Annotated in this window: 21 protein-coding genes and 1 other RNA gene; 11 read left to right on the top strand and 11 right to left on the bottom strand. The window is 67.8% G+C overall.

Annotation, left to right across the window (positions count from 1 at the left end):
- Nucleotides 1–104 precede the first annotated feature (104 nt).
- Nucleotides 105–980 carry a GGDEF domain-containing protein gene (locus J1C47_RS07870; protein ID WP_207350191.1) on the bottom strand — a complete coding sequence of 292 codons (876 nt, stop codon included), beginning with the start codon at nt 978–980 and terminating at the stop codon, nt 105–107.
- 151 nt (nt 981–1,131) lie between these two features.
- The gene (msrB, locus tag J1C47_RS07865; protein WP_207350190.1) at nt 1,132–1,533 is read right to left on the bottom strand and encodes a peptide-methionine (R)-S-oxide reductase MsrB; all 402 of its coding nucleotides are present in this window, start codon (nt 1,531–1,533) and stop codon (nt 1,132–1,134) included.
- A gap of 196 nt (nt 1,534–1,729) precedes the next feature.
- Between msrB and ssrS the strand changes: the two genes are divergently transcribed.
- Nucleotides 1,730–1,886: non-coding RNA, 6S RNA (gene ssrS / locus J1C47_RS07860), on the top strand.
- An 85-nt stretch (nt 1,887–1,971) separates the two neighbouring features.
- Nucleotides 1,972–2,550 (top strand): 5-formyltetrahydrofolate cyclo-ligase, encoded by a 579-nt coding sequence (locus tag J1C47_RS07855; RefSeq protein ID WP_207350189.1) that lies wholly within the window; start codon nt 1,972–1,974, stop codon nt 2,548–2,550.
- 72 nt (nt 2,551–2,622) lie between these two features.
- Here J1C47_RS07855 and J1C47_RS07850 read toward each other — a convergent pair whose 3' ends face one another.
- The gene (locus tag J1C47_RS07850) at nt 2,623–3,138 is read right to left on the bottom strand and encodes a CAP domain-containing protein (RefSeq protein WP_207350188.1); all 516 of its coding nucleotides are present in this window, start codon (nt 3,136–3,138) and stop codon (nt 2,623–2,625) included.
- Nucleotides 3,139–3,267: 129 nt separating this feature from the next.
- Between J1C47_RS07850 and J1C47_RS07845 the strand changes: the two genes are divergently transcribed.
- From J1C47_RS07845 to J1C47_RS07830, 4 genes are all read left to right on the top strand, one after another.
- Nucleotides 3,268–3,909, top strand: a complete 642-nt coding sequence (locus tag J1C47_RS07845; protein WP_207350187.1) for a glutathione S-transferase family protein — start codon at nt 3,268–3,270, stop codon at nt 3,907–3,909.
- Nucleotides 3,909–4,730, top strand: coding sequence for a TIGR00282 family metallophosphoesterase (locus J1C47_RS07840; protein ID WP_207350186.1), 822 nt, complete (start codon nt 3,909–3,911; stop codon nt 4,728–4,730). The genes J1C47_RS07845 and J1C47_RS07840 overlap by 1 nt, the downstream gene beginning before the upstream one ends.
- A 92-nt stretch (nt 4,731–4,822) precedes the next feature.
- Nucleotides 4,823–5,650, top strand: coding sequence for a TerC family protein (locus J1C47_RS07835; RefSeq protein ID WP_207350185.1), 828 nt, complete (start codon nt 4,823–4,825; stop codon nt 5,648–5,650).
- Nucleotides 5,651–5,824: 174 nt separating this feature from the next.
- The gene (locus J1C47_RS07830; protein WP_207350184.1) at nt 5,825–6,541 is read left to right on the top strand and encodes a carbonic anhydrase; all 717 of its coding nucleotides are present in this window, start codon (nt 5,825–5,827) and stop codon (nt 6,539–6,541) included.
- 48 nt (nt 6,542–6,589) lie between these two features.
- Here the strand turns inward: J1C47_RS07830 and J1C47_RS07825 are convergent, their stop codons facing one another.
- The 3 genes from J1C47_RS07825 to J1C47_RS07815 form a co-directional block, all read right to left on the bottom strand.
- Nucleotides 6,590–8,095 (bottom strand): MDR family MFS transporter, encoded by a 1,506-nt coding sequence (locus tag J1C47_RS07825; RefSeq protein ID WP_207350183.1) that lies wholly within the window; start codon nt 8,093–8,095, stop codon nt 6,590–6,592.
- 231 nt (nt 8,096–8,326) lie between these two features.
- Nucleotides 8,327–10,036 carry a flotillin domain-containing protein gene (locus J1C47_RS07820; RefSeq protein ID WP_207350182.1) on the bottom strand — a complete coding sequence of 570 codons (1,710 nt, stop codon included), beginning with the start codon at nt 10,034–10,036 and terminating at the stop codon, nt 8,327–8,329.
- A 59-nt stretch (nt 10,037–10,095) separates the two neighbouring features.
- Entirely contained in the window at nt 10,096–10,815 is a 720-nt protein-coding gene (locus J1C47_RS07815; RefSeq protein ID WP_207350181.1) for an OB-fold-containig protein, read from the bottom strand.
- Between the two features lie 270 nt (nt 10,816–11,085).
- On the opposite strand from J1C47_RS07815, the gene J1C47_RS07810 reads away from it, so the two are divergent.
- Nucleotides 11,086–11,673: a thermonuclease family protein gene (locus tag J1C47_RS07810; protein WP_207350180.1), complete on the top strand. Its 588-nt coding sequence runs from the start codon at nt 11,086–11,088 to the stop codon at nt 11,671–11,673.
- A 72-nt stretch (nt 11,674–11,745) separates the two neighbouring features.
- Here J1C47_RS07810 and J1C47_RS07805 read toward each other — a convergent pair whose 3' ends face one another.
- Both J1C47_RS07805 and J1C47_RS07800 read right to left on the bottom strand, forming a co-directional pair.
- A complete protein-coding gene (locus J1C47_RS07805; RefSeq protein ID WP_207350179.1) occupies nt 11,746–12,621 on the bottom strand; it encodes an MBL fold metallo-hydrolase in 876 nt (291 codons plus the stop codon).
- Nucleotides 12,622–12,851: 230 nt separating this feature from the next.
- Complete coding sequence (locus J1C47_RS07800) at nt 12,852–13,490, bottom strand: tetratricopeptide repeat protein (protein WP_207350178.1); 639 nt, start codon at nt 13,488–13,490, stop codon at nt 12,852–12,854.
- 150 nt (nt 13,491–13,640) lie between these two features.
- Between J1C47_RS07800 and J1C47_RS07795 the strand changes: the two genes are divergently transcribed.
- A complete protein-coding gene (locus J1C47_RS07795) occupies nt 13,641–14,048 on the top strand; it encodes a BLUF domain-containing protein (protein ID WP_207350177.1) in 408 nt (135 codons plus the stop codon).
- Nucleotides 14,049–14,067: 19 nt separating this feature from the next.
- On the opposite strand, the gene J1C47_RS07790 is transcribed toward J1C47_RS07795, so the two are convergent.
- Nucleotides 14,068–15,147 carry a hypothetical protein gene (locus J1C47_RS07790; protein ID WP_207350176.1) on the bottom strand — a complete coding sequence of 360 codons (1,080 nt, stop codon included), beginning with the start codon at nt 15,145–15,147 and terminating at the stop codon, nt 14,068–14,070.
- 220 nt (nt 15,148–15,367) lie between these two features.
- Between J1C47_RS07790 and J1C47_RS07785 the strand changes: the two genes are divergently transcribed.
- The 3 genes from J1C47_RS07785 to J1C47_RS07775 all read left to right on the top strand — a co-directional run bounded on the left by J1C47_RS07785 (nt 15,368) and on the right by J1C47_RS07775 (nt 19,024).
- Nucleotides 15,368–16,468, top strand: a complete 1,101-nt coding sequence (locus tag J1C47_RS07785) for a polysaccharide pyruvyl transferase family protein (RefSeq protein WP_207350175.1) — start codon at nt 15,368–15,370, stop codon at nt 16,466–16,468.
- Nucleotides 16,469–16,655: 187 nt separating this feature from the next.
- The gene (locus J1C47_RS07780; RefSeq protein WP_207350174.1) at nt 16,656–17,405 is read left to right on the top strand and encodes a YebC/PmpR family DNA-binding transcriptional regulator; all 750 of its coding nucleotides are present in this window, start codon (nt 16,656–16,658) and stop codon (nt 17,403–17,405) included.
- A 329-nt stretch (nt 17,406–17,734) separates the two neighbouring features.
- Nucleotides 17,735–19,024, top strand: a complete 1,290-nt coding sequence (locus J1C47_RS07775; RefSeq protein WP_207350173.1) for a ribulose-bisphosphate carboxylase large subunit family protein — start codon at nt 17,735–17,737, stop codon at nt 19,022–19,024.
- Here the strand turns inward: J1C47_RS07775 and J1C47_RS07770 are convergent.
- Together J1C47_RS07770 and J1C47_RS07765 are read right to left on the bottom strand one after the other, a co-directional pair.
- A complete protein-coding gene (locus J1C47_RS07770) occupies nt 19,021–19,944 on the bottom strand; it encodes an NAD(P)-dependent oxidoreductase (protein ID WP_281065490.1) in 924 nt (307 codons plus the stop codon). The genes J1C47_RS07775 and J1C47_RS07770 overlap by 4 nt on opposite strands.
- Nucleotides 19,941–21,050 (bottom strand): isocitrate/isopropylmalate dehydrogenase family protein, encoded by a 1,110-nt coding sequence (locus tag J1C47_RS07765; RefSeq protein WP_207350171.1) that lies wholly within the window; start codon nt 21,048–21,050, stop codon nt 19,941–19,943. Before J1C47_RS07765 ends, J1C47_RS07770 begins: the two co-directional genes overlap by 4 nt.
- Between the last annotated feature and the right edge of the window lie 27 nt (nt 21,051–21,077).

The following is a 21,077-nucleotide window of genomic DNA, read 5'->3' as shown; positions in this document are numbered from 1 at the left end:
TTCCGGGACTGTGCTGCCGGGGCGTATGCGCGGCGAGACCGGGGCCACGGCCGTCGCGCGGTGTCGGGGGCGTCGGGGCGTCGGGGCGTCGGGGCAACCGTGCTTCAGCCGGTCGAGAGCCGGTCCCTGCCGCTGCGCTTTGCCTGGAAGAGCTGCCTGTCGGCGCGTTTGACGAGGTCGTCGAAAGTGCGGTCCTCGACCTGAAGAAGCGACAGCCCCATGCTCAGGGTGATGCTGCCGGCTTCGCGGTCGATGAAGTTCTCGACGCCGAGTTCGGTGGCGAGCCGGATGCGCTGCGCGACGCCTTCCGCCATTTCCCGGTCGGCGCCGGGCAAGAGGACGCAGAACTCGTCGCCGCCGAGGCGGACCGCATGGTCGCCGGTTCGCATGCCGTCGCGGATCGCGTCGGCGACGAGGATCAGCACCTGGTCGCCCATCGAGTGTCCGTGTTCGTCGTTGAACGACTTGAACCGGTCGACGTCGATGACGAGGAGTGCCAGCGGGCGCCGCTCGCGCCTGGCGTCCGAGATGAGACGCTCGCGCCTGTCGTCGATCCAACGGCGGTTGTAGAGGCCGGTCAGAGGATCCGTCACCGAGAGCCCCTCGAGGGTCGCGATCGTCATGTCGAGTTCGGCAATGGTCGCCTGAACGCTCGCCATCAGCCGTCCGGCATCGTCACCATGGACGGTCGGGAGATCCGGCAGGGCCCGCTCGGCGCCGTAGTCGTCGAGGGCGGCGGTGGCCAGCCGGATCGGCACCAGCATCGCGGCGAGCCCTGCAAGCGTCGCCGCCGTGCCGATCAGCGTCGCCACGAGAACGACGAGGAGCACCGGCAGGTTTTCGAGCAGCCGGCCGTCGCCGGCGAGCCAGACGAGCAGGGCGACGAGCGGAACATGCGTTCCGAGGAAACAGATCGCCAGGATCTTGCCGCGGTAGGACCGCGGCCATCCGATCCGCTGCATGAACGCATAGAACGGCATCGACACAACTCTTTGGCAAAGCATGAGATCCGGGCCGGAGCGTCGTCCGGCCCGGCCCGTTGCCGCCGATTATAGCCAGGATTTCCTCACTATCCACGGTAGTGAAGAGGTTGTGGATCTTTACGTTAATCCCGCTGCAGTCGGCGGGCCGTCACTCCGGCTCGAATTCGAGTGCGACGCCATTGATGCAGTAGCGCAGGCCGGTCGGCGGCGGGCCGTCCGGAAAGACATGGCCGAGGTGACTGCCGCAGCGGCTGCAGTGCACCTCCGTGCGGACCATGCCATGGCTGCGGTCGACGGTTTCCTCGATCGCGCCTTCCACCGGCGTGTCGAAGCTCGGCCAGCCCGTGCCGCTCTCGAATTTCGTCGTCGCGACGAAGAGCGGCTGGCCGCAGCCGATGCAGGAGAAGCGGCCGGGCCGCTTTTCGTGCAGCAGGGCGCAACTGCCCGGCCGCTCGGTGCCGTGGCCGCGCATCACCTGATACTGTTCGGGGGTCAGCATGGCACGCCATTCGGCCTCGCTCCGGGTGACTGGAAACGTCCTCTGGTCCATGATCTCGTCCTTTCCGGCTCAGTTGCCGACGATGCGGTCGCGCCGAATTTGTGGCCGCCGTGTATCGGGATCAAGCTGCGCCCCCGGGCGCCGGCGGCACGCGCCCGAGCAAATGCGGTGCCGGCCACGTGGCTTCCCGGAATTTCACGACCCTGATCCCTTTCGCCGCGATTCCCCACGGCCTATATTGCGCAAAGGCGGGCTGCGCGGTGCGACAGGAGTAACTTATCCCCGGGGCCTTAGTCATTCCGAAGGGAGCTGTCCCTGCCTCGGCCCGTGGGCCGGGGCACACGGCGCCCACCTACGTTGTAGGTTCCCGGGATCGACTTCTCCATCGGCCGGGTGGCTCGCCCCTCGTTTCGGCCTCGGCCTGTCTGCGCGGTCGGGCCATTTTCCTCCGATCATTTTCTTCCGACCAAATTTGACGGCGCCGCGACGATGGACCCGACGATCAGAGAGCGCAAGGCGACGATCCGCCGCGAGGCGCTGGCCCGCCGCGACGCCATGGCGGAAGACAGCCGGATCGAGGCTTCGCTCGCCGTCTGCGATGCCGTCGCGGCGCATGTCGCGGCATCCCCCGCCATCGTCTCCGGATTCCTGCCGATCCGCTCCGAAATCGACATCCGCCCGCTGATGACGGCGTTTGCCGATCGCGGCGCGCAGCTCTGCGTCCCGGCGATCGTCGAGGGCGAGCTTCAGTTCCGCCAGCTCCTGCGCGGCGCCGCGCTCGAGCCGCAGGGCTTCGGCACTTTTGCGCCGGGCGCCGAGGCGGCGGTCCTCGACCCCGAGCTCATGCTGATTCCCCTTGCCGCCTTCGACGGCAGCGGCGGACGCGTCGGCTACGGCCGCGGCTATTACGACCGGGCGATTGCGCGGCTGCGGCAGAAGGGCCTCGACCCGGTTCTCGTCGGCGTCGCCTTCGCCTGCCAGGAGGTGGACGCGGTGCCGATGGATGCCCACGACGTCCGTCTCGGCATGATCGCCACCGAAGCAGGGATCATCCGGCCCTCCGGGTGAACCCGCCGATCCCGTCGGGCGCCAGCCGGCGAGCCGCCGCCGGCGTCTTCGGCGAAGCGCGCGGCTCGCAGCTCACTCCCGCGCGGCGAGCACCAGCGCCCAGTAGGGCTCGCCGTTCGGGCCCTCGGCCGCCGCGAAGCCGATTTCGCGAACCCGCGGATTGAGCAGATTCTTGCGGTGGCCGGCGGAGTTCTTCCAGCCGTCCATCACCGCCGGCACCGAGCGGTAGTTCCAGCCGATGTTCTCGGCCGCCGCATAGACGTCGTAGCCGTAGGAGCGGACGCGTTCCGGCAGCGTCCCGTCGACGCTGTGGGAGAGATCGCCGCGCGCCGCCATCGCCCGGGCCTGGCGTTCCGCCACTTCCCCGAGGATCGGATTGAACACCAGCGCCGGCAGGCCGTTCTCGGCCCTGAAGGCGTTGAGGGAGGACAGCGCCACTTGCCGGTCGACGGGCACGTCCCTCGTCAAGGCGACGTCGACCGAACCGAGCCCGCCCGCGCAGCCGGACAGGGCGAGAAGGAGAGCGAAGGCGAGCCCCGCCCCCGAAAGACGTCGCGCATGTTTGGACCGATGCTCTGCCGCAGTCATCCGAAGATCCCCCTTTTGCCCTTCTTACCGGCCCTACGGCCCGGCCATCGCTTTGCCGCGGGCCGAAGCGGCCTAACTCGCCGTTACAGGTCACGCGCCCATCCGATGGGCCCCGACGAAGGATTTTTCATGATCGATCTTTACACTTGGCAAACGCCGAACGGCGAAAAACCCGTCCTGATGCTGGAGGAATGCGGCCTCGACTATCGCCTCCACATGGTCGACATCTCCGCCGGCGAACAGAAGACGCCGGAATTTCTGGCGATCAACCCGAACGGCAAGATCCCGGCACTCGTCGAGACGACCGCAGTCCGGACCGACGCGGTGTTCGAGTCCGGCGCGACCCTCGTCTATCTCGCCGAGAAGACCGGCCGCTTCCTGCCGCCATCCGGCCCCGAGCGCTACGAGACCCTCGCCTGGACCTTCTTCCAGGCCGGCGGCACCGGCCCGATGCTCGGCCAGTGGTATCACTTCGAGAAGTCCGCGCCCGAGAAGCTGCCCTATGCGATCGAACGGTACCGGAAGGAGTCGCTCCGGCTCCTCGGCGTCCTCGACGAGCGCCTGAAGGATCGGGAGTGGATCGCCGGCGCCTATTCGATCGCCGACATGATGAACTTCGGCTGGGTGCGCACCGGGCTCTCGGCCCTGAAGACCGAAGGCGCGGCTGACCTGTCGAACCTTTTCGCCTGGACCGAGCGGGTGGGCTCGCGCCCGGCGGTGAAAGCCGCTATCGAAAAGCTCGACCAAGCCAAGCGTGCCAAGACGGGCTGATGCGATTTCTGTTTCTGGGTGACATGGTCGGCCGGTCCGGCCGCAATGCGGTGTTTTCCGCCCTCCCCGGCCTCGTTTCCGACTACAGGCTGGATTTCGTCGTGGTGAACGGCGAGAACGCCGCCGGCGGCTTCGGCATCACCGAGGAGATCTTCAACGAGACGCTCCGCGCCGGCGCCGACGTCGTCACCACCGGCAACCACGTCTGGGACCAGCGCGAGGCGATCGGCTTCGCGCCGCGCGAGCCGCGTTTCCTGCGCCCCCTGAACTATCCGAAGGGGGCCCCCGGCAACGGCTCGGGACTGTTCGAGGCGAAGAACGGCGCCCGCGTCCTCGTCGCCAACATCATGGGGCGGGTGTTCATGGTGCCCGACCTCGACGATCCCTTCGCCTGCGCCGACCAGCTGGTCGGCTCCTGCCCGCTCGGCGAACAGGCCGACGCCGTCATCCTCGACTTCCATGCCGAGGCGACCAGCGAAAAGCAGTCGATGGGCCACTTTCTCGACGGCCGCGCCAGCGTCGTCGTCGGCACCCACACCCACGTCCCGACCGCCGACCACCAGATCCTTTCCGGCGGCACGGCCTACCAGTCCGACGCCGGCATGTGCGGCGACTACGATTCCTCCCTCGGCATGGAGAAGGAGGAGCCGCTCAACCGTTTCGTCACCAAGGTGCCGCGCGGCCGCTTCGAGGCGGCGCAGGGGCCGGCGACGATCTGCGGCCTCGCCGTCGAGATTTCCGATCGCACCGGCCTCGCCGAAAAGGTCGCGGCCCTGAGGCTCGGCCCGCGGCTTCAGGAGGTGCGTCCGGATTTTTGGTGAGCCGTCTCTGGTTTTCCGAAATGCGGCACCACATCTGACGGCAACCGCCGAGAATCCGGCGGCATTCGACCACCTCGCGCCCTGGAGCCCCGATGGCCGACATGTTCGCCTTCCTCGCCGACCCGACCGCCTATGTCGCGCTCTTCACCCTGGTGGTGATGGAGATCGTGCTCGGCATCGACAATCTCGTCTTCATTTCGATCCTGTCGAACAAGCTGCCGGAAAACCGCCGCGCCACGGCCCGGCGCGTCGGCATCGGCCTCGCTCTGATCCTGAGGCTCGGCCTCCTCTCCACCGTGGCGATCATCGTCCAGCTGACCGAGCCGATCTTCGAGCTCTTCGGCCACGGCTTCTCCTGGCGCGACCTGATCCTGATCGCCGGCGGCCTGTTCCTCGTCTGGAAGGCGACGAAGGAAATCCATCACTCCGTCGACCCCGAAGACCACAAGGACACGATCGTCTCCAAGGCGGCGACAGTGACGATGGGCGCGGTGATCGTCCAGATCCTCGTCCTCGACCTGGTCTTCTCGATCGACTCGATCATCACCGCCGTCGGCATGACCGACGAGGTGGGGATCATGGTGATCGCCGTCGTCGTCGCCGTCATGGTGATGCTCCTCGCCTCGGGACCGCTGTCGCGCTTCATCGAGCAGAACCCGACGATCGTCATGCTCGCCCTCGGCTTCCTGCTGATGATCGGCATGACGCTGATCGCCGACGGCCTCGGCTTCCACGTGCCGAAGGGCTACGTCTACGCCGCGATGGCCTTCTCGGCGCTGGTCGAGATCCTCAACATCTTCGCCAAGCGCAAGCGCCGGCTGGACCGCGAGCGAGCGGCGGGGGCTGCGGCGGGCGCCGCTCCGACGGCGCCGGTCAAGGTTCCGGCGCAGGCGCATGGCGGCCCGCCGACCGTGACCTGACGGCGGGCCGGACTTCTGCTTCGACCGGCCGGGCAAAAATTGATGCAAATGCTTCGGCTGCACTTCGCAAAGTCTTCATCGGCGTCGGCGATTGATTTGCGATGATCTCGCATGGGTCGATATCATAAAATATACTTACATTGTGCGGAATGGACCGCACGGTGGAGCTTTCCCATGTTGACCCGACGCATGATGTGCGGCTGCCTCGCCGCGGTTCCTCTCGCCACCATCGCCCGCCCGTCGCTTGCAGCCGAAGGCGATGCCTGCGACGTCTTCACGCCGGCGCGCCAGCAGGCGATGTCGCCGGCCGACGCCCTGGCGCGGCTCAAGGCCGGCAACGAACGCTTCGTCGCCGGAAAGACGATCGACTGCGATCTCCTGGCCCAGGCGAAGCGAACCGCGGGCGGCCAGGCGCCGTTCGCGGCGATCGTCGGATGCATGGATTCGCGCGTTCCGCCCGAACTCGTCTTCGATCAGAAGATCGGCGACGTCTTCGATGCCCGCATCGCCGGCAATTTCGTCGACACGAACATCCTCGGCAGCCTCGAATTCGCGACGAAGGTCGCCGGCGCGCGACTGATCTGCATCCTCGGCCACAGCGACTGCGGCGCGATCAAGGGCGCCATCGACGGCGTCGAACTCGGCAACCTGACCGCGACGCTTTCGAACATCCGGCCGGCCGTCGACGCGGCCTCGACGGGCGGCGATGCCGGAACCTCGAAGGACGCAGCCTTCGTGCAGAAAGTTTCCGACGCCAACGTCGAACTCGCCGGCCGCTTCATCCTCGACAACAGCCCGACGATCAAGTCCATGGTGGACGCCGGAGACGTCATGATCGTCGGAGCCATGCACGAGCTTGCAAGCGGCAGGGTCCGCTTCTTCGAAGGCTGACCCTCGAAGAGGCCCCGAAGACGACCGGCTTCCTCGGCGGGACCGGCTTCAGGCCTCCGCCGTCGGCAACGCCTCCGGCGCGGCGGCAGCCGCCTCACGGGACAAGGGCTGCGGCGGCGCCGGCTTCGGCACGATCAAGGCGAGCACCAGCGTCAGCGCCGAGACGGCGAACATCGCCCAGAAGGTCAGGTTGAGCGAATGGGCGAGCGCGGCCTGCGTCTGCGGATCGGCGGCGATCTCGCCCGCGCCGTCGAGCAGTTCGCGGATGCGGCCGAAGTCGACCGGCGCGGTGCCGCCCCAGCCGCCCGCCATGGACAGGTTGAACACGGCGCCGAGGGCGGTCGCCCCGAGCGTCGAGCCGAGATTGCGGGCGAAGATGTTGGAGGAGGTCGCCGCGCCCCGTTCGCCCCAGCCGACCGCGCTCTGGATGATGACGATCGCGGCATTGGTCAAGAAGCCCATGCCGAAGCCCATGATCACCGATCCGACTCCGGCGACCACCGGCGAGGAGCCGGGACCGAGGAACACGAAGACGCTGGCGCCGACCGGCAGGAGCGCCGCCCCGACGATGAGGATCGCCCGCAGGCCGAAGCGGGTGAAGTTCTTCGCCGCGATGGTCGCGCCGATCGGCCAGCCGAGCACCATCGCCGTCATCGCAAAGCCGGCGACGAGGGGCGAGCGGCCGAGAACGCCCTGCACGTACATCGGCAGGAAGGTCGTCAGGCCGATGACGGTCATGCCGGAAAGCAGCGTCGCGGCGTTGGTCAGCGCGATCGAGCGGCGCATCCACAGGCGCACGTCCATCATCGGATCGACGGCCCGCCGTTCCTGCGCGAGGAAGAGGATCGCGGTCACCACCGCGACGGCCAGCGCGCCGAGAACGAGGCCTGTGGACTCGCCGATTTCCGTGAGGGCGATCATCAGTGCCGCGACGGAAATCGCAAAGAGCGCCGCGCCGGCGACGTCGATCTTGCGGCGCTGATAGGTGATGCCCTCGTTGAGGAAGGCGACGAAGCCGGCCGCCGCCACGAGCCCGATCGGCACGTTGATCCAGAAGATCCACGCCCAGCTCGCATGCTGGATGATCAGCCCGCCCGCCAGCGGGCCGATCACCGAAGAAATGCCCCAGACGCTGGCGAGCCAGCCCTGCACCTTGCCGCGTTCCTCAACGGTGTAGAGGTCGCCGACGATGGTGATGCCGACAGGCTGGATCGCGCCGGCGCCGACGCCCTGGATCAGCCGGAAGGCGATCAGCGACGGCATCGACCAGGCAAGGCCGCAGAGCACCGAGCCGGCGAGGAAGATGGCGATGCCGAGCAGCATGATCGGGCGCCGCCCGTAAAGGTCGGCGAGCTTGCCGAAGGCGACGGTCATCGCCGTCTGCGTCAGCAGGAAGGACGAGAACACCCAGGAATAGAGGTGGAGATCGCCGAGCTGGCCGGCGATCTGCGGCATGGCTGTCGAGACGATCGTCGCCTCGATCGCGATCATCGCCATCGCCCCGACGATCGAGGCGACGATGAAGGGGCGGCGGAGCGCCGAACTGTCGGTCATGGTCGGGCCATTGCGTAATCGGGCGGGCAGTTCGATGCCCGTCGACCGATGCCCCTCGAGCCGCGAAGGTCGAAACGCGCGGCGAAGGGGAAGAGGAAAATCGTCTGTCAGGAAGTCTTTTCTGACCTCCCCATATGCCGCTCCAGGGGCGGCTGGCAAGAGTCGCCCGATCGTCGCCGGATCGTCGCCCGAGCGGATCCGGAACGGGTCTGCGGCCTTTGCCGGCCCCGGTCAGGCGGACGATCCCTCGGACCGTCCCGACGCGCCGGACGATCGGTCCGGCCCCTCTGCCCCGTTCATTTTTGCGGCACTGCGGCCGAGATTTCCCAGACCGCCTTCGAGGTCGAGCTCCTTCAGCAGCGCGTCGACGAGCGGCGCCTGCCCGCGGTAGCGCAACGCCGAATTGACCAGCCGGTCGGACATCGACGCCCCGTCGCCGTCTCCCCCGGCGCCTCCGCCGCCGGCCACACCGACGAGCCCGTCCACCTGCAGGATCTTGATCTGGTCGATGCGCTCCATCGGCCGCACGCTCTCGGCGATGATCTTCGGCATTTCCTCGATCAGCCGCAGCCGCACCTGCATGGCGATCTGCTCGGCCGACAGCATGTTCGCGGCATCGTTGATCGCCCGCGCACCTTCCGCCTCGACCCGCAGCCGCACCTCGTCGGCCTCGGCCCTCTGGCGCACGGCGTCGGCGTCGGCCTGGGCGAGGATGCGGGCGCGGTCGGCCTCGCCCTGGGCGACCTGGCGCTGCGCCTCGGCCCGGTCCTCGGCGGCTTCGCGCTCGGCCTCGGCGGCGACGCGGATGGAGATCGCCTCGCGTTCGGCGGTCTGGCGCGCCTGGACGAGCTCGACCTGCTTGCGCCGCTCGGCCGCCTCCACCTCGCGCACCGTCTCGACCTGCTCGGCGGCGCGCACGGCGATCGCCCGGGCCGCGTCGGCCGCCGACTGCGCCTCGGACCGGGCGCGCGAGCGGTCGGCGATGGCGATCTCGCGGTCCTGCTCGGTGAGTTCGACGGTCTTCCTGCGCTCGATCTCGGCCGCCTCCAGCGCCTGCTGGCGGGCGATGTCGCGCCGGCGGACCTCCTGCTCGGAATGGATCTGGGCTTCCTTGGCCTCGCGGTCGCGCTGGGCCTTTTCCGAGGCGACCTGGGATTCCTGCGCGGCTCGGCGCACGGCGATCTCGCGCTGCTGCTCGAGCCGCGAATATTCCTGCTCGCGGGTGATCTCGAGCTGCTTCTGCTCGGCCTCGAGATTCTTGCGGGCGATGGCCACCTGGGTGTCCTGCTCGATCTCGTTGCGGATGCGGCGCCGCTCCTCGATCTCGGCCGTCAGCCGGGTCAGGCCCTCCGCGTCGAAGGCGTTGTCCGGGTTGAAGTAGTCGCGCCGGGTCTGGTCGAGGCCGGTGAGCGACACCGTCTCGAGCTCCAGGCCGTTCTTCAGGAGATCCTCCGAAACCGCGTTCTGGACCCTCTGGACGAAGTCGATGCGGCGCTCGTGCAGCTCCTCCATCGCCATTTCCGCGGCGACTGAGCGCAGCGCGTCGACGAACTTGCCCTCGATCAGCTCCTTCAGGCTCTCCGGCTCCATCGTGCGCCGGCCGAGGGTCTGGGCGGCGTTGGCGATCGATTCGGCGGTCGGCTGCGCCCTGACGTAGAATTCCGCGACCACGTCGACGCGCATGCGGTCCCGCGTGATCAGCGCCGCCTCGTCGGCGCGCCGCACCTCGAGCCGCAGCGTGTTCATGTTCACCGGGATGATCTCGTGCAGCACCGGCATGACCAGCGCGCCGCCGTTCATGATCACCTTCTGCCCGCCGAGACCGGTGCGGACGTAGGAGATCTCCTTGGAGGAACGGCGATATAGCCGGGCGAAGATCAGGAAGACGGCGACGATCGCCGCGATCACCGCCCCGACGAGGATCAGGAATTCGACATTCACGGCTGGCTCTCCCTCATGCGATGGCACCGCGACGAGCGGCACGGTTCTCGGATAGGCGCTCAAGCGGTCGGATCACGCATCACCCGCGCCCGGGCGCCCTCGAGCGACACGACGATGACGGACGTGCCGGGGCCGAAGGTCTCGCCGTCGTCCTCCGGCTCGCCGAGGAGGTAGTGGGTGGTGCCGTGTTCGTCGGTGATGCGGATCTGGGCCGGCAGGCCGGTCCGCGCTGTGCCGGAACTGACGACGCCGAGCCGGCCGACGAAGCTCTCGCGGCTGATCGCGGCAGTCTCCTCCTTCGGGATGATGCGGCCGATCACCCGGCCGAGAAACCGCATGAACACCGCCCCGCCCGCGACCGCCGGGACCGAGAGGAGACCCGGCGACGCCGGACCGCCCGAAATCGCCTCGGCGATAAGCTGCAGGACGAATCCCGTCGCTCCGAAGCCGAGCAGGAACAGGATGACGAGAACCAGCAGCGGCACGCGCCCGAAGGACAGGAAATCGAGGACGGCGCCAAGCGACGATCCGTCGAAGGCGCCGTCGGCGGACGCCGCGTCGGCGTCGAACTCGGCATGGAGATCGCCACCGACGTCGAAATGGGCATCGGCCGACAGGTCCGGCAGGGCGTCGTCGACGAGCCCGGAGAGCGAATGGCCGAGGATCGTCGATGCCGCTTCGAAGAATGCGATCGCGACGACGCCGCAGAGCGCAAGGGTGAACGGAAAGAGGGCGGGATCGAACAGGCCGGTCGGCATCGATGCTGTCGGATCCTCCATCGTCCAGATTTCCGGCCCTTCCCCTGCGGCCGGAACGGAGGGTCGATCGCCCCCGGCGGCCCGGACCGGCCCGGGTTCCACGTCCACCATGCGTGCTCAGTCCGCGGCAGGCAAGCGAAATGACGCATGGTAAATTTTTTGGAATGAACGGCACCGACGATTCGGGGCGCAGCCCGGCCGACGCGCGATCCGGCCGGTTTTTCGTCAATTGGTTCAAATGCGATCGATCGACTCCACGAGCGGTTGAGCTTTGCGCCGCATGCTGCGGCCATGGCCCAAAGCACCCGCACGTCCTGGCGTTCAGCCTCCACCCGCCGCCGCCGGCGCGGCGCGTGGCGGCTGCCTTTCAAGCTCGCGCGCGAGGCGCTGCTCGTCGCCGCGGTCTTCCTCGCCGCCGTCGCCGTCGGTCGGCTGCACGAAAACGGCGTCGCCGACGAATTCTTCGCGGCCGTCGAAGGCGGACTGTCGGCGACGGCCTCCGGGGTCGGCGGTCACGGCGCGGCCGCGGCTTCGGTCCACGGCGCCCTGCCGGTCTGCGGCCGCGGGGAACGTCGGACCTGCCTCGTCGACGGCGACACGGGCTGGGCCGACGGCCGCAAATGGCGGCTCGCGCGCATCGACACGCCGGAAGTCTTCAGCCCCGCCTGCCCGGCCGAACGCCGGATCGGCGAGCAAGCGACACGCCGGCTGCAGGCGCTGCTGTCGCAGGGCTACCGGCTCGCTGCCGACGGGACCGATCGCTACGGCCGCGATCTCGTCACCATCACCCTTGCGGACGGGCGCGACGCCGGCCGTGTGCTGATGGGCGAAGGTCTGGCACAGCCATGGCCGAACCGGTCGAACCCCTGGTGCGGTTGACGCCGGCCGGCATGGCGGGCTTTGCGCGCCGCAGGCTGCCGCAGGCTGCAGGCACGGCGCGATCGTTCCGCGTCAGACGCCCGGCAGGACGATGACGGTCGGCCGTTTCGGCAGGGTCTTCGCCGAGACCTCGATCGTGTCCGAGAGGCGCCAGTCGACCTCGAACTCCGGCACATTCGCCAAAAAACGGTCGATCGGGCCGCTGAAGCGATGCATCGGCAAAATGATCCGCGACTGCAGCCGCTCGGCGATCTCGCCCATGCCGTCCTGGCTCATGGTCATGCCGCCGTCGACCGGCACCATCAGGACGTCCAGCCGGCCGATCGCGGCATAGTCCTCGTCCGTCAGCCGGTGGTGCAGATGGCCGAGATGCCCGATGCAGAGCCCCGCCACCTCGAAGATGAAGATCGAGTTGCCGTCGGGCTCCATCGCGCCGCCAAAGGAGCGGATGTCGGTGGTCACGTTCCGCACATACATGTCGCCGACCGTCAGCGCGTGGCGGGCCGGGCCGTCGCCGGCGGGGTTCCACCCCTTGAGGACATGCTTGATCGCCGGGTCGGGAAAGGCCGTGTTGTGCGAGGAATGCGCCTTGTTCATCGTGACGATGTCGGGGACGGCCGGCCCCGCATAGCCGGCATAGTCCGTCGCGGCGCGCACCCCGCCCGGGCTCTCGATCAGGAACGTCGCGTGGGTGACATAGGTGATCCTGACCGTCCGGTCGCCTGCCCCGCCCTCGAAGAGGCCCCGCCCCGACGGCGCGAACTGCGCCGGAACGACGCCGAGGGCGAGGTCGGGATCGCTGCCTGGGTCGCGGCTGGCGATCGCCCGGCACTGGCTGGGACGCTCGCCAGCGCCGGCCGCATCCTGGGAAAAGGCCCGGCCGGGCGAGAGCGTCCACAGCGCTGCGACGAGGCAGAGGAACACGCGGACGATCGGTCTGGCGCGCATGACTTCGTTCCCTTCTCATGCTCGGATCCCACGCGCGGAGCCGATCGGATCGCCGCCACCCCTCGCCTCGACCGGTCGCATCATCGGCCTCGCGGCTCCAAGAGCCGGAGAGTGCCGCCGCCTTGCGGAGGCGCAAGGCGAGATTATCGGCGCCGCCGCAGAGGCAAAATCACGACGGTGTCATCGAGCGACAGTCGCGCGCCGCCTTTGGTGTTCCGGGGGGCCCGCGCTCAGAGATCCACCTGCCCCTTCGCCGGTGCCGGCCCGCCGGTCGGCGCAACGAGCAGCGACCGCTCCTTGAGGAAGGGATCGATGGCGACGGCCGCCCGGAGCTGATCCTGGGCCAGCCGATGCCGCCCCTGCCGCATCAGGATGAGCGCACGCCCGGCCATCGCCGCGAAGTGGCGCGGCTCGATCGCGATCGCCCGGTCGACGTCCTCGAGCGCGCCGTCGAAATCCTCTTGGAGGAAGCGGACGAAGCCGCGCTGGTTCCAGGCTTCGGCATAGTCCGGCGCGCCGGCGACCGCCGCATCGAGCAGGGTTCTCGCCCCGGCGAAGTCGTAGACCTCGCGCCGCGCCATCGCCTCGCGCAGGAGCGCCCCGGTCTTCTCGTCCGGCGCCTCCATCCATCGCCGCCAGATCCGGTCCTCGATCGCCCGGGCGCTCGCCTCGTCCCGCGCCGCCCGCAATCTTGCAAAGAGCCGCGGGAGGTCGTCGGCCGCATGAGGCTGCGGCAGGCCGCGCGGCTCGCCCGTCGTCTGCGCCGATGCGTCCGGCACGAGGGCCGCCGCGGCGGCGGCGAAGGCGAGGCAGGCCGCCGCGAAGCCTGCGAGGATCCTTCCCGATAGCTGCAAGCAGGACGCCATCATGTCCTCCGCTTCCGAGTGCCGAAACCACGCAGCCCATCGCCGCCGCCGCCGATTCCGCCAGTTTGCGCCGGATCGGCAAAGTCATATTGTCGTTATCGGCCGAACGGTCCGGCCCCATGTGGAGGGCGAGGGCGAGGAAGGATTGCTGCCATGACGATCTACCGGCTCGCCTATGTCTCCCGGCCGAGCCCCGGGCTGACGGCTGAAGACCTCACCTCCCTCGCGGAAGCCGCTGCCCGCCGCAACGCGGAAATCGGCGTCACCGGCCTGTTGATCCACGAGTTCAACCGCTTCATCCAGCTCCTGGAAGGCCCGCTCGACCCGGTCGAGACGCTGATGCAGGCGATCATCGCCGACAAGCGGCATTCCGACATCCGGATCTTCCTCCAGCAGAGCGCGCCCGAGCGCAGCCTCTCGCGCTGGATCATGTGGTCGGACTTCACCCGCATGGCGATGAGCCGGCAGGAGCTTCTCCTGCGCGAGGAAATCGTGCGGGCGGCGCTCGAAAGCCTCGCCGACCTCGATGCCGAAGGCCGCAAGGGCGACCGGGAGCTATGAACGGAGTGCCCTGTCGGAATCAGGCTGACGATGGTTCCCGAGCTCCGGCCGTCCCGGCCAATTCCCGGGCTCGCACCATTCTGTAGAGTTCGCCCGCCTCCTCGATCAGGCTTTGATGGGCGGCGCGCGCCTCCTCGATTTCTTCCTGGCTTACCAGGGTCGATCGGTTCCGTGTGGCATTGAAGTGGCCGATCTCGCTCTTGTCGATCCTCAGAAGCGTCCGATTCCGATCGAGAAAACCGGCCATGCCCTCGATCGTGCCGGCCGCGATGCGCTCGATGCGGCGTTCGAGATGGACGGCGGGCAAGGGCCGCGATTTCCCACCGACGATGCCGTTCTGAATGAAGAGCGCCGCCGTGCCGTAGGGCGTCGCGATGAATTGCTTCAGTCGCTGCGACCTGAGGAGACGCAGGCCATGCGCAAGACGCGCCGCGGTTTCACCGGGCCGGCGGGCGTGACCCGCAGCCGAGACCAGCCGTTCCAGCGGATCGCGGAGAAGCGTCACGAAGGCCGCGTCCGGCAGGAGACTTTCGGCATGATCGAACCGGAAATGTCCGGCGACGAAATCGTAGGCGTAAAGGTGCCCTGCCGCCGACAGAAGCTCCGAGTCCGAGCGCAGCCGGAGGGATCGATGGAAGCGGCCCTGCGCCGCCTCGAAAATCGAGGTGCCTGCGGTTTTCGGCACGTGCAGAAAGACCGTCTGCCGCCCCGAAAAACGCGCCGAGGCGACGTCCGCGACATAGGACCTCAAATGAGCCCTGGTGCGTCTTTCGAGAAATTCCCTGCGCAAGTTCCATCGAGAGGAGAGCAATCCGCCCCGCCGTCGCCGGCGGGTCAGGAGGAGGAAGACCGGATTTGCGAAGACGACGTCCCAGTGGGCGATCTCGGCCAAAAAGGACAGCGGGAAGGCGCTCATCATCCCCTTGTGCAGCAATACCACGTCGGCCGGCACGCCGTAGGCGACCGATCGGTCGAAGATTCCATCGAACTCCGCGGGCAGTGAAACGGAGACGTCCCCGGTCTCCTCGACGAGTGCCTGAACGGCGAGACGAGCCTCCTGCCAAAATCGATCCTGCATCGAGACCTCGTCTGCCATCATTCCCCGCTGGTCTCGCTTCCCCAACCGCTCTTGCTTCAGGACAATGGTCGGGTCTAGTGGATTGAATTTGACATTTGAACCCCGACCAGATGAGGCGTCGGATCAAATGTCAAATTCGAAAAATCCACTAGGATCATAAACTTGGCTAGTGGTGTTTCGATTTCGGCATTTGCTGCGCGGTCTCCAAAAGACGGTACCAAATGTCGGAATCGGACCACGAGTGGCCAAAGCCCTTTCAAGAGGGCCGCAAACCGGAACCCTGCCTGGGAGGGCGACCATTCCAACCCTTCGACAGCGTCACCTGCCTTCGCTGCGTCAACATGCCGAAAAGCTGCGTCGCAGATTCATCAAGCGAGAACTGAACGCAACCTGGGCGAGCCTCGACGAAGGTCACGGTCATGTCAATTTCGGGGACGCGCTCAGTCCACTTGTCGTCAGCGCCATTTCCGGTCGCCGCATCCGCAAGCTCCCTTTCGTCACCAATGAGACGAGGCTCTCGGCGATCGGCACCATCGCGCAGAACTTCTCCGGCGGGGACGTCCAGATCTGGGGGTCGGGCCTCGATCGCTACACCCATGGCATCAACGTCGACCAGAGCGGCTACCGGCTTCCGTCCTATACCAGGTTCACGATCGCGGCCTGCCGGGGCCGGCACACCCGCCAGATCTTCCTGGATGCGGGCGTGGCTTCGCCGGAGATCTTCGGCGATCCGGGCTTCTTCGTCGGCAAGCTCTGGCCGCAACACGCGCGGCAGGAGAAGATTTACGACGTCGGCGTGATTCCGCATCTGAGCGAATGGGCTGGAAGGCGCGCGGATTCGCCTCTGAAGGCGGGCCTGCGCCGCTACGAGATACCGTCGGATCTCGCCGAGCGCGTCGTCCTGATCAGCCCCATCGCCGAGCGGTCGTTCGACGGCGTTGGAAAGGTGATCGAACAGATCGGCCGGTGCCGGCGCATCCTCTCGGCCTCGCTTCACGGGCTCGTCGTGGCCGAGGCTCTCGGGGTTCCGGCCTTTCCCTTCGGCGTCACCAAAGAGGCCGGCCCGCAGGACCTGCCGATCGTTCCGACGCACGTGATGGACCATCGGATATGGGATCTCTATTCCGTGCTCGACCGCAAGACCGCGCCGACCTATTGCTGGCCGCGCCAGCGCCCGGCGAACTGGCACGCGATCGTCGAGTGGTGCGATCGCCAGGCGCCCTTCTTCCACTTCGATCCGCGACCGCTCTTCGACGCCTTCCCCTATCGCAAGGTCGTCCGCTTCGACGACGAGCGCTGGCCGGTCCGCAAAGACCTTCTCGTCGAGGGCGACTTTCTCTGACGCCTGACGCGGCGCCGTGCCTTTCACCCGTGCCGGCAAGATTCCCAACGTCCGGACGGCATCCGGCCGGCACGCGTCCTGTCCGCTCCGCTCTCCTGCAGGCTTTGCGAGGATTCTGGACGGACCGGCCGAGATTTTTTATATGACACCCACGTTTCACCGCCGACATTTCGAGAGCAGGTGCCGCATGGCCGGTCATTCACAGTTCAAGAACATCATGCATCGCAAGGGGCGGCAGGATGCCGTCCGCTCGAAGCTCTTCTCCAAGCTCGCCCGCGAGATCACCGTCGCGGCGAAGGCCGGCCTGGCCGACCCCGACATGAACCCGCGGCTGCGCCTTGCGATCAACAACGCCAAGGCCCAATCGATGCCGAAGGACAACATCGAGCGGGCGATCAAGAAGGCCGCCGGCGGCGAGGGCGACAATTACGAGGAGGTCCGCTACGAGGGCTACGGCCCGGGCGGCGTCGCCGTCATCGTCGAGGCGCTGACCGACAACCGCAACCGCACCGCCTCGAACGTGCGCTCCTATTTCACCAAGTCCGGCGGGGCGCTCGGCGAGACCGGCTCGGTCGCCTTCATGTTCGACAAGGTCGGCGAGATCGTCTACGCGGCCTCGGCGGGCGACGCCGACGCCGTCATGGAGGCGGCGATCGAGGCCGGTGCCGACGACGTCGTCTCCGACGAGACGGGCCACACCATCATCACCGCCTTCGAGGATCTCAACGAGGTCTCCACGGCCCTGGAAAACTCCCTCGGCGAGGCCGAGAGCGTGCGCGCCATCTGGCGCCCGCAGACCGGCACCCCGGTGGACGAGGAGAAGGCCCAGAGCATCCTGAAGCTGATCGGCAATCTCGACGACGACGACGACGTCCAGAACGTCTATGCGAATTTCGAGGTCGACGACGCGGTGATGGCGAAGCTGTCGGCCGCCTGACGACGGGGCGACGGCCCGGCGGATGCATCGCCTTCGTCCGATGCTCGCCGGGCATATCGCAGGCATGGATTATCATGGCTGCCGCCTTCCGCCTGCCGTCCGCCGTCCGCCGTCCGCCGTCCGCCGTCCGCCGTGAAGTAACCGCGGGCTGAGGATTTCCCAGCAGGATCGGCGCGGCCCGATCAAGTCGACTTTCGACGCAATTTCGCAATTATTTCCGCCGCTTGCATATCGCAAGCGTGGTTCGGCGCTGGGCGTCGGGCAGGTCCCAACTTGTGTCCTCTCCGACTCTGGTATAATGAGATGACCAGTACGGTTTCGGGGGTTGCATGTCATCTGAGGATCGCGTCGCGTCCAGCCGTCGCTCGGTCGATCGCATCGAGGCCGACTACCTGCTGGAAACGCCGGATATTGTGGAGAGAGCGGTCGCGGCGATCGCCGGGGAGCAGTCGAGCGGGACCTTCCTGCCGGTCCCCGGCGAGACGCCCGAGCTCAAAGAACGTGCGGCGGCGACCGTCGCGGCTATCGAGAATCTGGCCCCCTCCGACCGCCCGTCGCTTCCGGGCGCCGCCGAACCGCGGATCGGGGGTCGCTGGAACCGGGCGAAAATCACCATCTCCTGGCCGCTCGCCAATATCGGCCCGTCGCTGCCGAACCTTCTCGCCACGGTCGCCGGCAATCTCTTCGAACTAAAGCAGGTGTCCGGCCTGCGCCTTCTCGACATCCGTCTGCCGGGGGCCTTCGCCGACGCCTACCCGGGGCCGCAATTCGGGGTCGAAGGCACCCGCCGGCTCGCCGGCGTCGAAGGCCGGCCGCTGATCGGGACGATCATCAAGCCGAGCATCGGCCTGACGCCGGAAGCCACCGCCGAGGCGGTGGATACGCTCGCCGGCGCCGGCATCGACTTCATCAAGGACGACGAACTCCAGTCGGACGGTCCCGGCTGTCCCTTCGAGGCGCGCGCCCGCGCCGTGATGGAGGTCATCGAGCGGCACGCCGAGCGCAGCGGCAGGAAGGTGATGTTCGCCTTCAATCTGACGGGCGATCTCGACGAGATGCGCCGGCGCCACGATCTCGTCCGCGAGCTCGGCGGCACCTGCGTGATGGCGAGCCTCAACTCCGTCGGTCTCGTCGGCATGATCGAATTCGCCCGTCACAGCGAACTGCCGATCCATGCCCACCGCAACGGCTGGGGCTACCTGTCGCGCCATCCGCTGCTCGGCTGGTCCTACACCGCCTGGCAGAAGATCTGGCGGCTGGTCGGCTGCGACCACATGCATGTGAACGGCCTCAGCAACAAGTTCTCGGAGGACGACGACAGCGTCATTGCGGCGGCGCGCGCCTGCCTGACGCCGATGTTCGACGACAAACCGTGCATCATCATGCCGGTGTTCTCGTCCGGCCAGACGGCACGCCAGGCGCCGGAGACCTTCGCGCGGCTGGGGTCGGCCGATCTCATCCATGCCGCCGGCGGCGGCATCATGGCGCATCCGGCAGGCCCGGCCGGCGGCGTCGCCAGCATGCGCGAAGCCTGGGAGGCGGCGATGTCCGGAACGCCCCTCGCCGAATACGCAGAGAGCCGTCCGGCGCTGAAAGGCGCCCTGGAGACGTTTCGTTAGGGACCTTCGCGGCGATCATTTTTCTGCCGGAACGCCTCTGCCGCCTCGGGCGCCATCGCCGCGCCGAAGCCGTTGTCGTTCAGCCAGCCGAGAGCCGCCAGAACGCCCTTCGCGATGTCCCGCCGCGTGCCCGTCGCACCCGCGAGTTCGTCGTAATAGCCGACGTCCTTGAAGGCGTTGGCGTTGGTGAAGCGCATCTGGGCGGTCTCGCCTTCGAGCAGGAAGGGCGCGACGCGGTCGAGCGCGGCTCCGTGGCCACCGCCGCGCCTCAGGCAATCGACGAGGATCTCCGCCGCAATGCCGTTTTCGGCGGCGCAGGCCGCGGCCTCGCCGATCAGCGCGACGCTGCCGAGCGAGACGAAATTGTGGATCAGCTTCAGCGTCTGCCCGGCGCCGACCGGCCCGGCATGAAAGCGGTTCTCCGAAAACAGCTCAAACAGCGGCGTCAGCTCCGCGACCGTCTTCTCGTCGCCGCCGATCAGAAGGTTGAGGCGCCCCGCCTCCGCCTCCTTCGGCGTGCGGGTCATCGCGGCGTCGCAGAAGCGGCCTCCCGCTGCCTCGACCCGCGCTGCGGCCCGCCGGGTGACCGCGGGAATGCCGGTCGAGCAGTCGACGACGATGGTGCCGGGGCGCAGGGCCCGAATGAAGGCTTCGTCGGCAAGGACGATCCGTTCGATCTCCCTGCTTCCGGTGACGACGAGGACGACGACGTCGCTTTGCGCGACGAGATCCGGCAGCGCGTCGATGCGGGTCGCGCCGGCTGCGTCGAGATCCTCCGCCGGCTGGTTGCCCGGGTGGTCGAGATAGGCCAGAGGCCAGCCGGCGAGCGCGATATTCCGGGCGATGCCGTGGCCCATCATGCCGACGCCGATGATGCCGATCTTCCTGCTCATGGGTTGCGTCCTTCTCGAATCGTTCAGGCGAGCGCGCCGAGGATCGCCTGTGTCATCTCGCTGCAGCGCGCTTTGCCCCCGAGATCGGTCGGAACGAACGCGCCGGCCTCGAGCACGGTCTCGACGGCCCGTTCGATCCGGCTCGCGTCCTCGCCGAGCGCCGCGTCGCCGTGGCGGTCCGCCAGCCAGCGCAGCATCATGACGCCGGAGAGGATCGCCGCGACGGGGCTTGCGAGATCCTGGCCGGCGATGTCCGGCGCCGAGCCGTGGGCGCCCTGGAAGAGGCCGTGCGCGTCGCCGATCTCACCGGAAGGCGAGATGCCCATGCCGCCCACGGTCGCCGCCCCGAGGTCGGAGATGATGTCGCCGAACATGTTTTCGGCGACGATGACGTCGTAGAAGTCCGGCCGCTTGAGGAGGTGGACGGTGATCGCATCGGCATAGGCGTAGTCGATCTCGACGTCGGGAAACTCGCCATGCACCTCGTCGCAGATTGAGCGGAAGAAGGCATAGCTCCTCAGAATGTTCGCCTTGTCGCACACCGTCATGCGGCGCCTGCCATCGCGCAGCGCTCCGCCGCGCTTCTCGGCGAGATCGAAGGCGAAGCGGGCGACGCGGCTCGTCCCCTTGCGGGTGACGACGAGGCTGTCGGACGCGAACTCGCCGCGCAGAAGCACGCCTGCCCCGCGGCTCGCATAGAGCCCCTCGGTGTTTTCGCGCACGATCACGTAGTCGATGCTTCTGCCGCCGGCGGCATCGAAATCCCGCAGCGGCGAGCGCACGCCTTTGAGAAGCTTGATCGGGCGGACATTGGCGTAAAGATCGAGCTTGAAGCGCAGCTGCAGATGCAGCTCGTTGCCGACCTCCGTCCCGTCCGGATAGGTCACACCCGGCAGGCCGGCGGCGCCGTGCAGGGTGGCGTCGAGCTCGCGACAGGCCTTCAGCGTATCCTTGGGCAGAACCTCGCCGGACGCCTGGTAGTGGCCGACGCCCCCCGGCACCATCACGAAGTCGAGCCGGCCTGCGCCGCAGGCTCCCGCAAGCACCGCCATCGCCGACCGGGTGACCTCCGGCCCGATGCCGTCGCCTTCGATCGTCGCGATGCGATATGTAGCTTTTGGATGTCCGCTCATGCCGTCATGCCTTCGTTTGGCTTGCCG

Origin of the sequence: Jiella sonneratiae (assembly GCF_017353515.1) — a bacterium.
Lineage (GTDB): Bacteria > Pseudomonadota > Alphaproteobacteria > Rhizobiales > Rhizobiaceae > Jiella > Jiella sonneratiae.
Note: the sequence above shows the minus strand (reverse complement) of the source record. Positions and strands in the feature narration are given on the sequence as shown.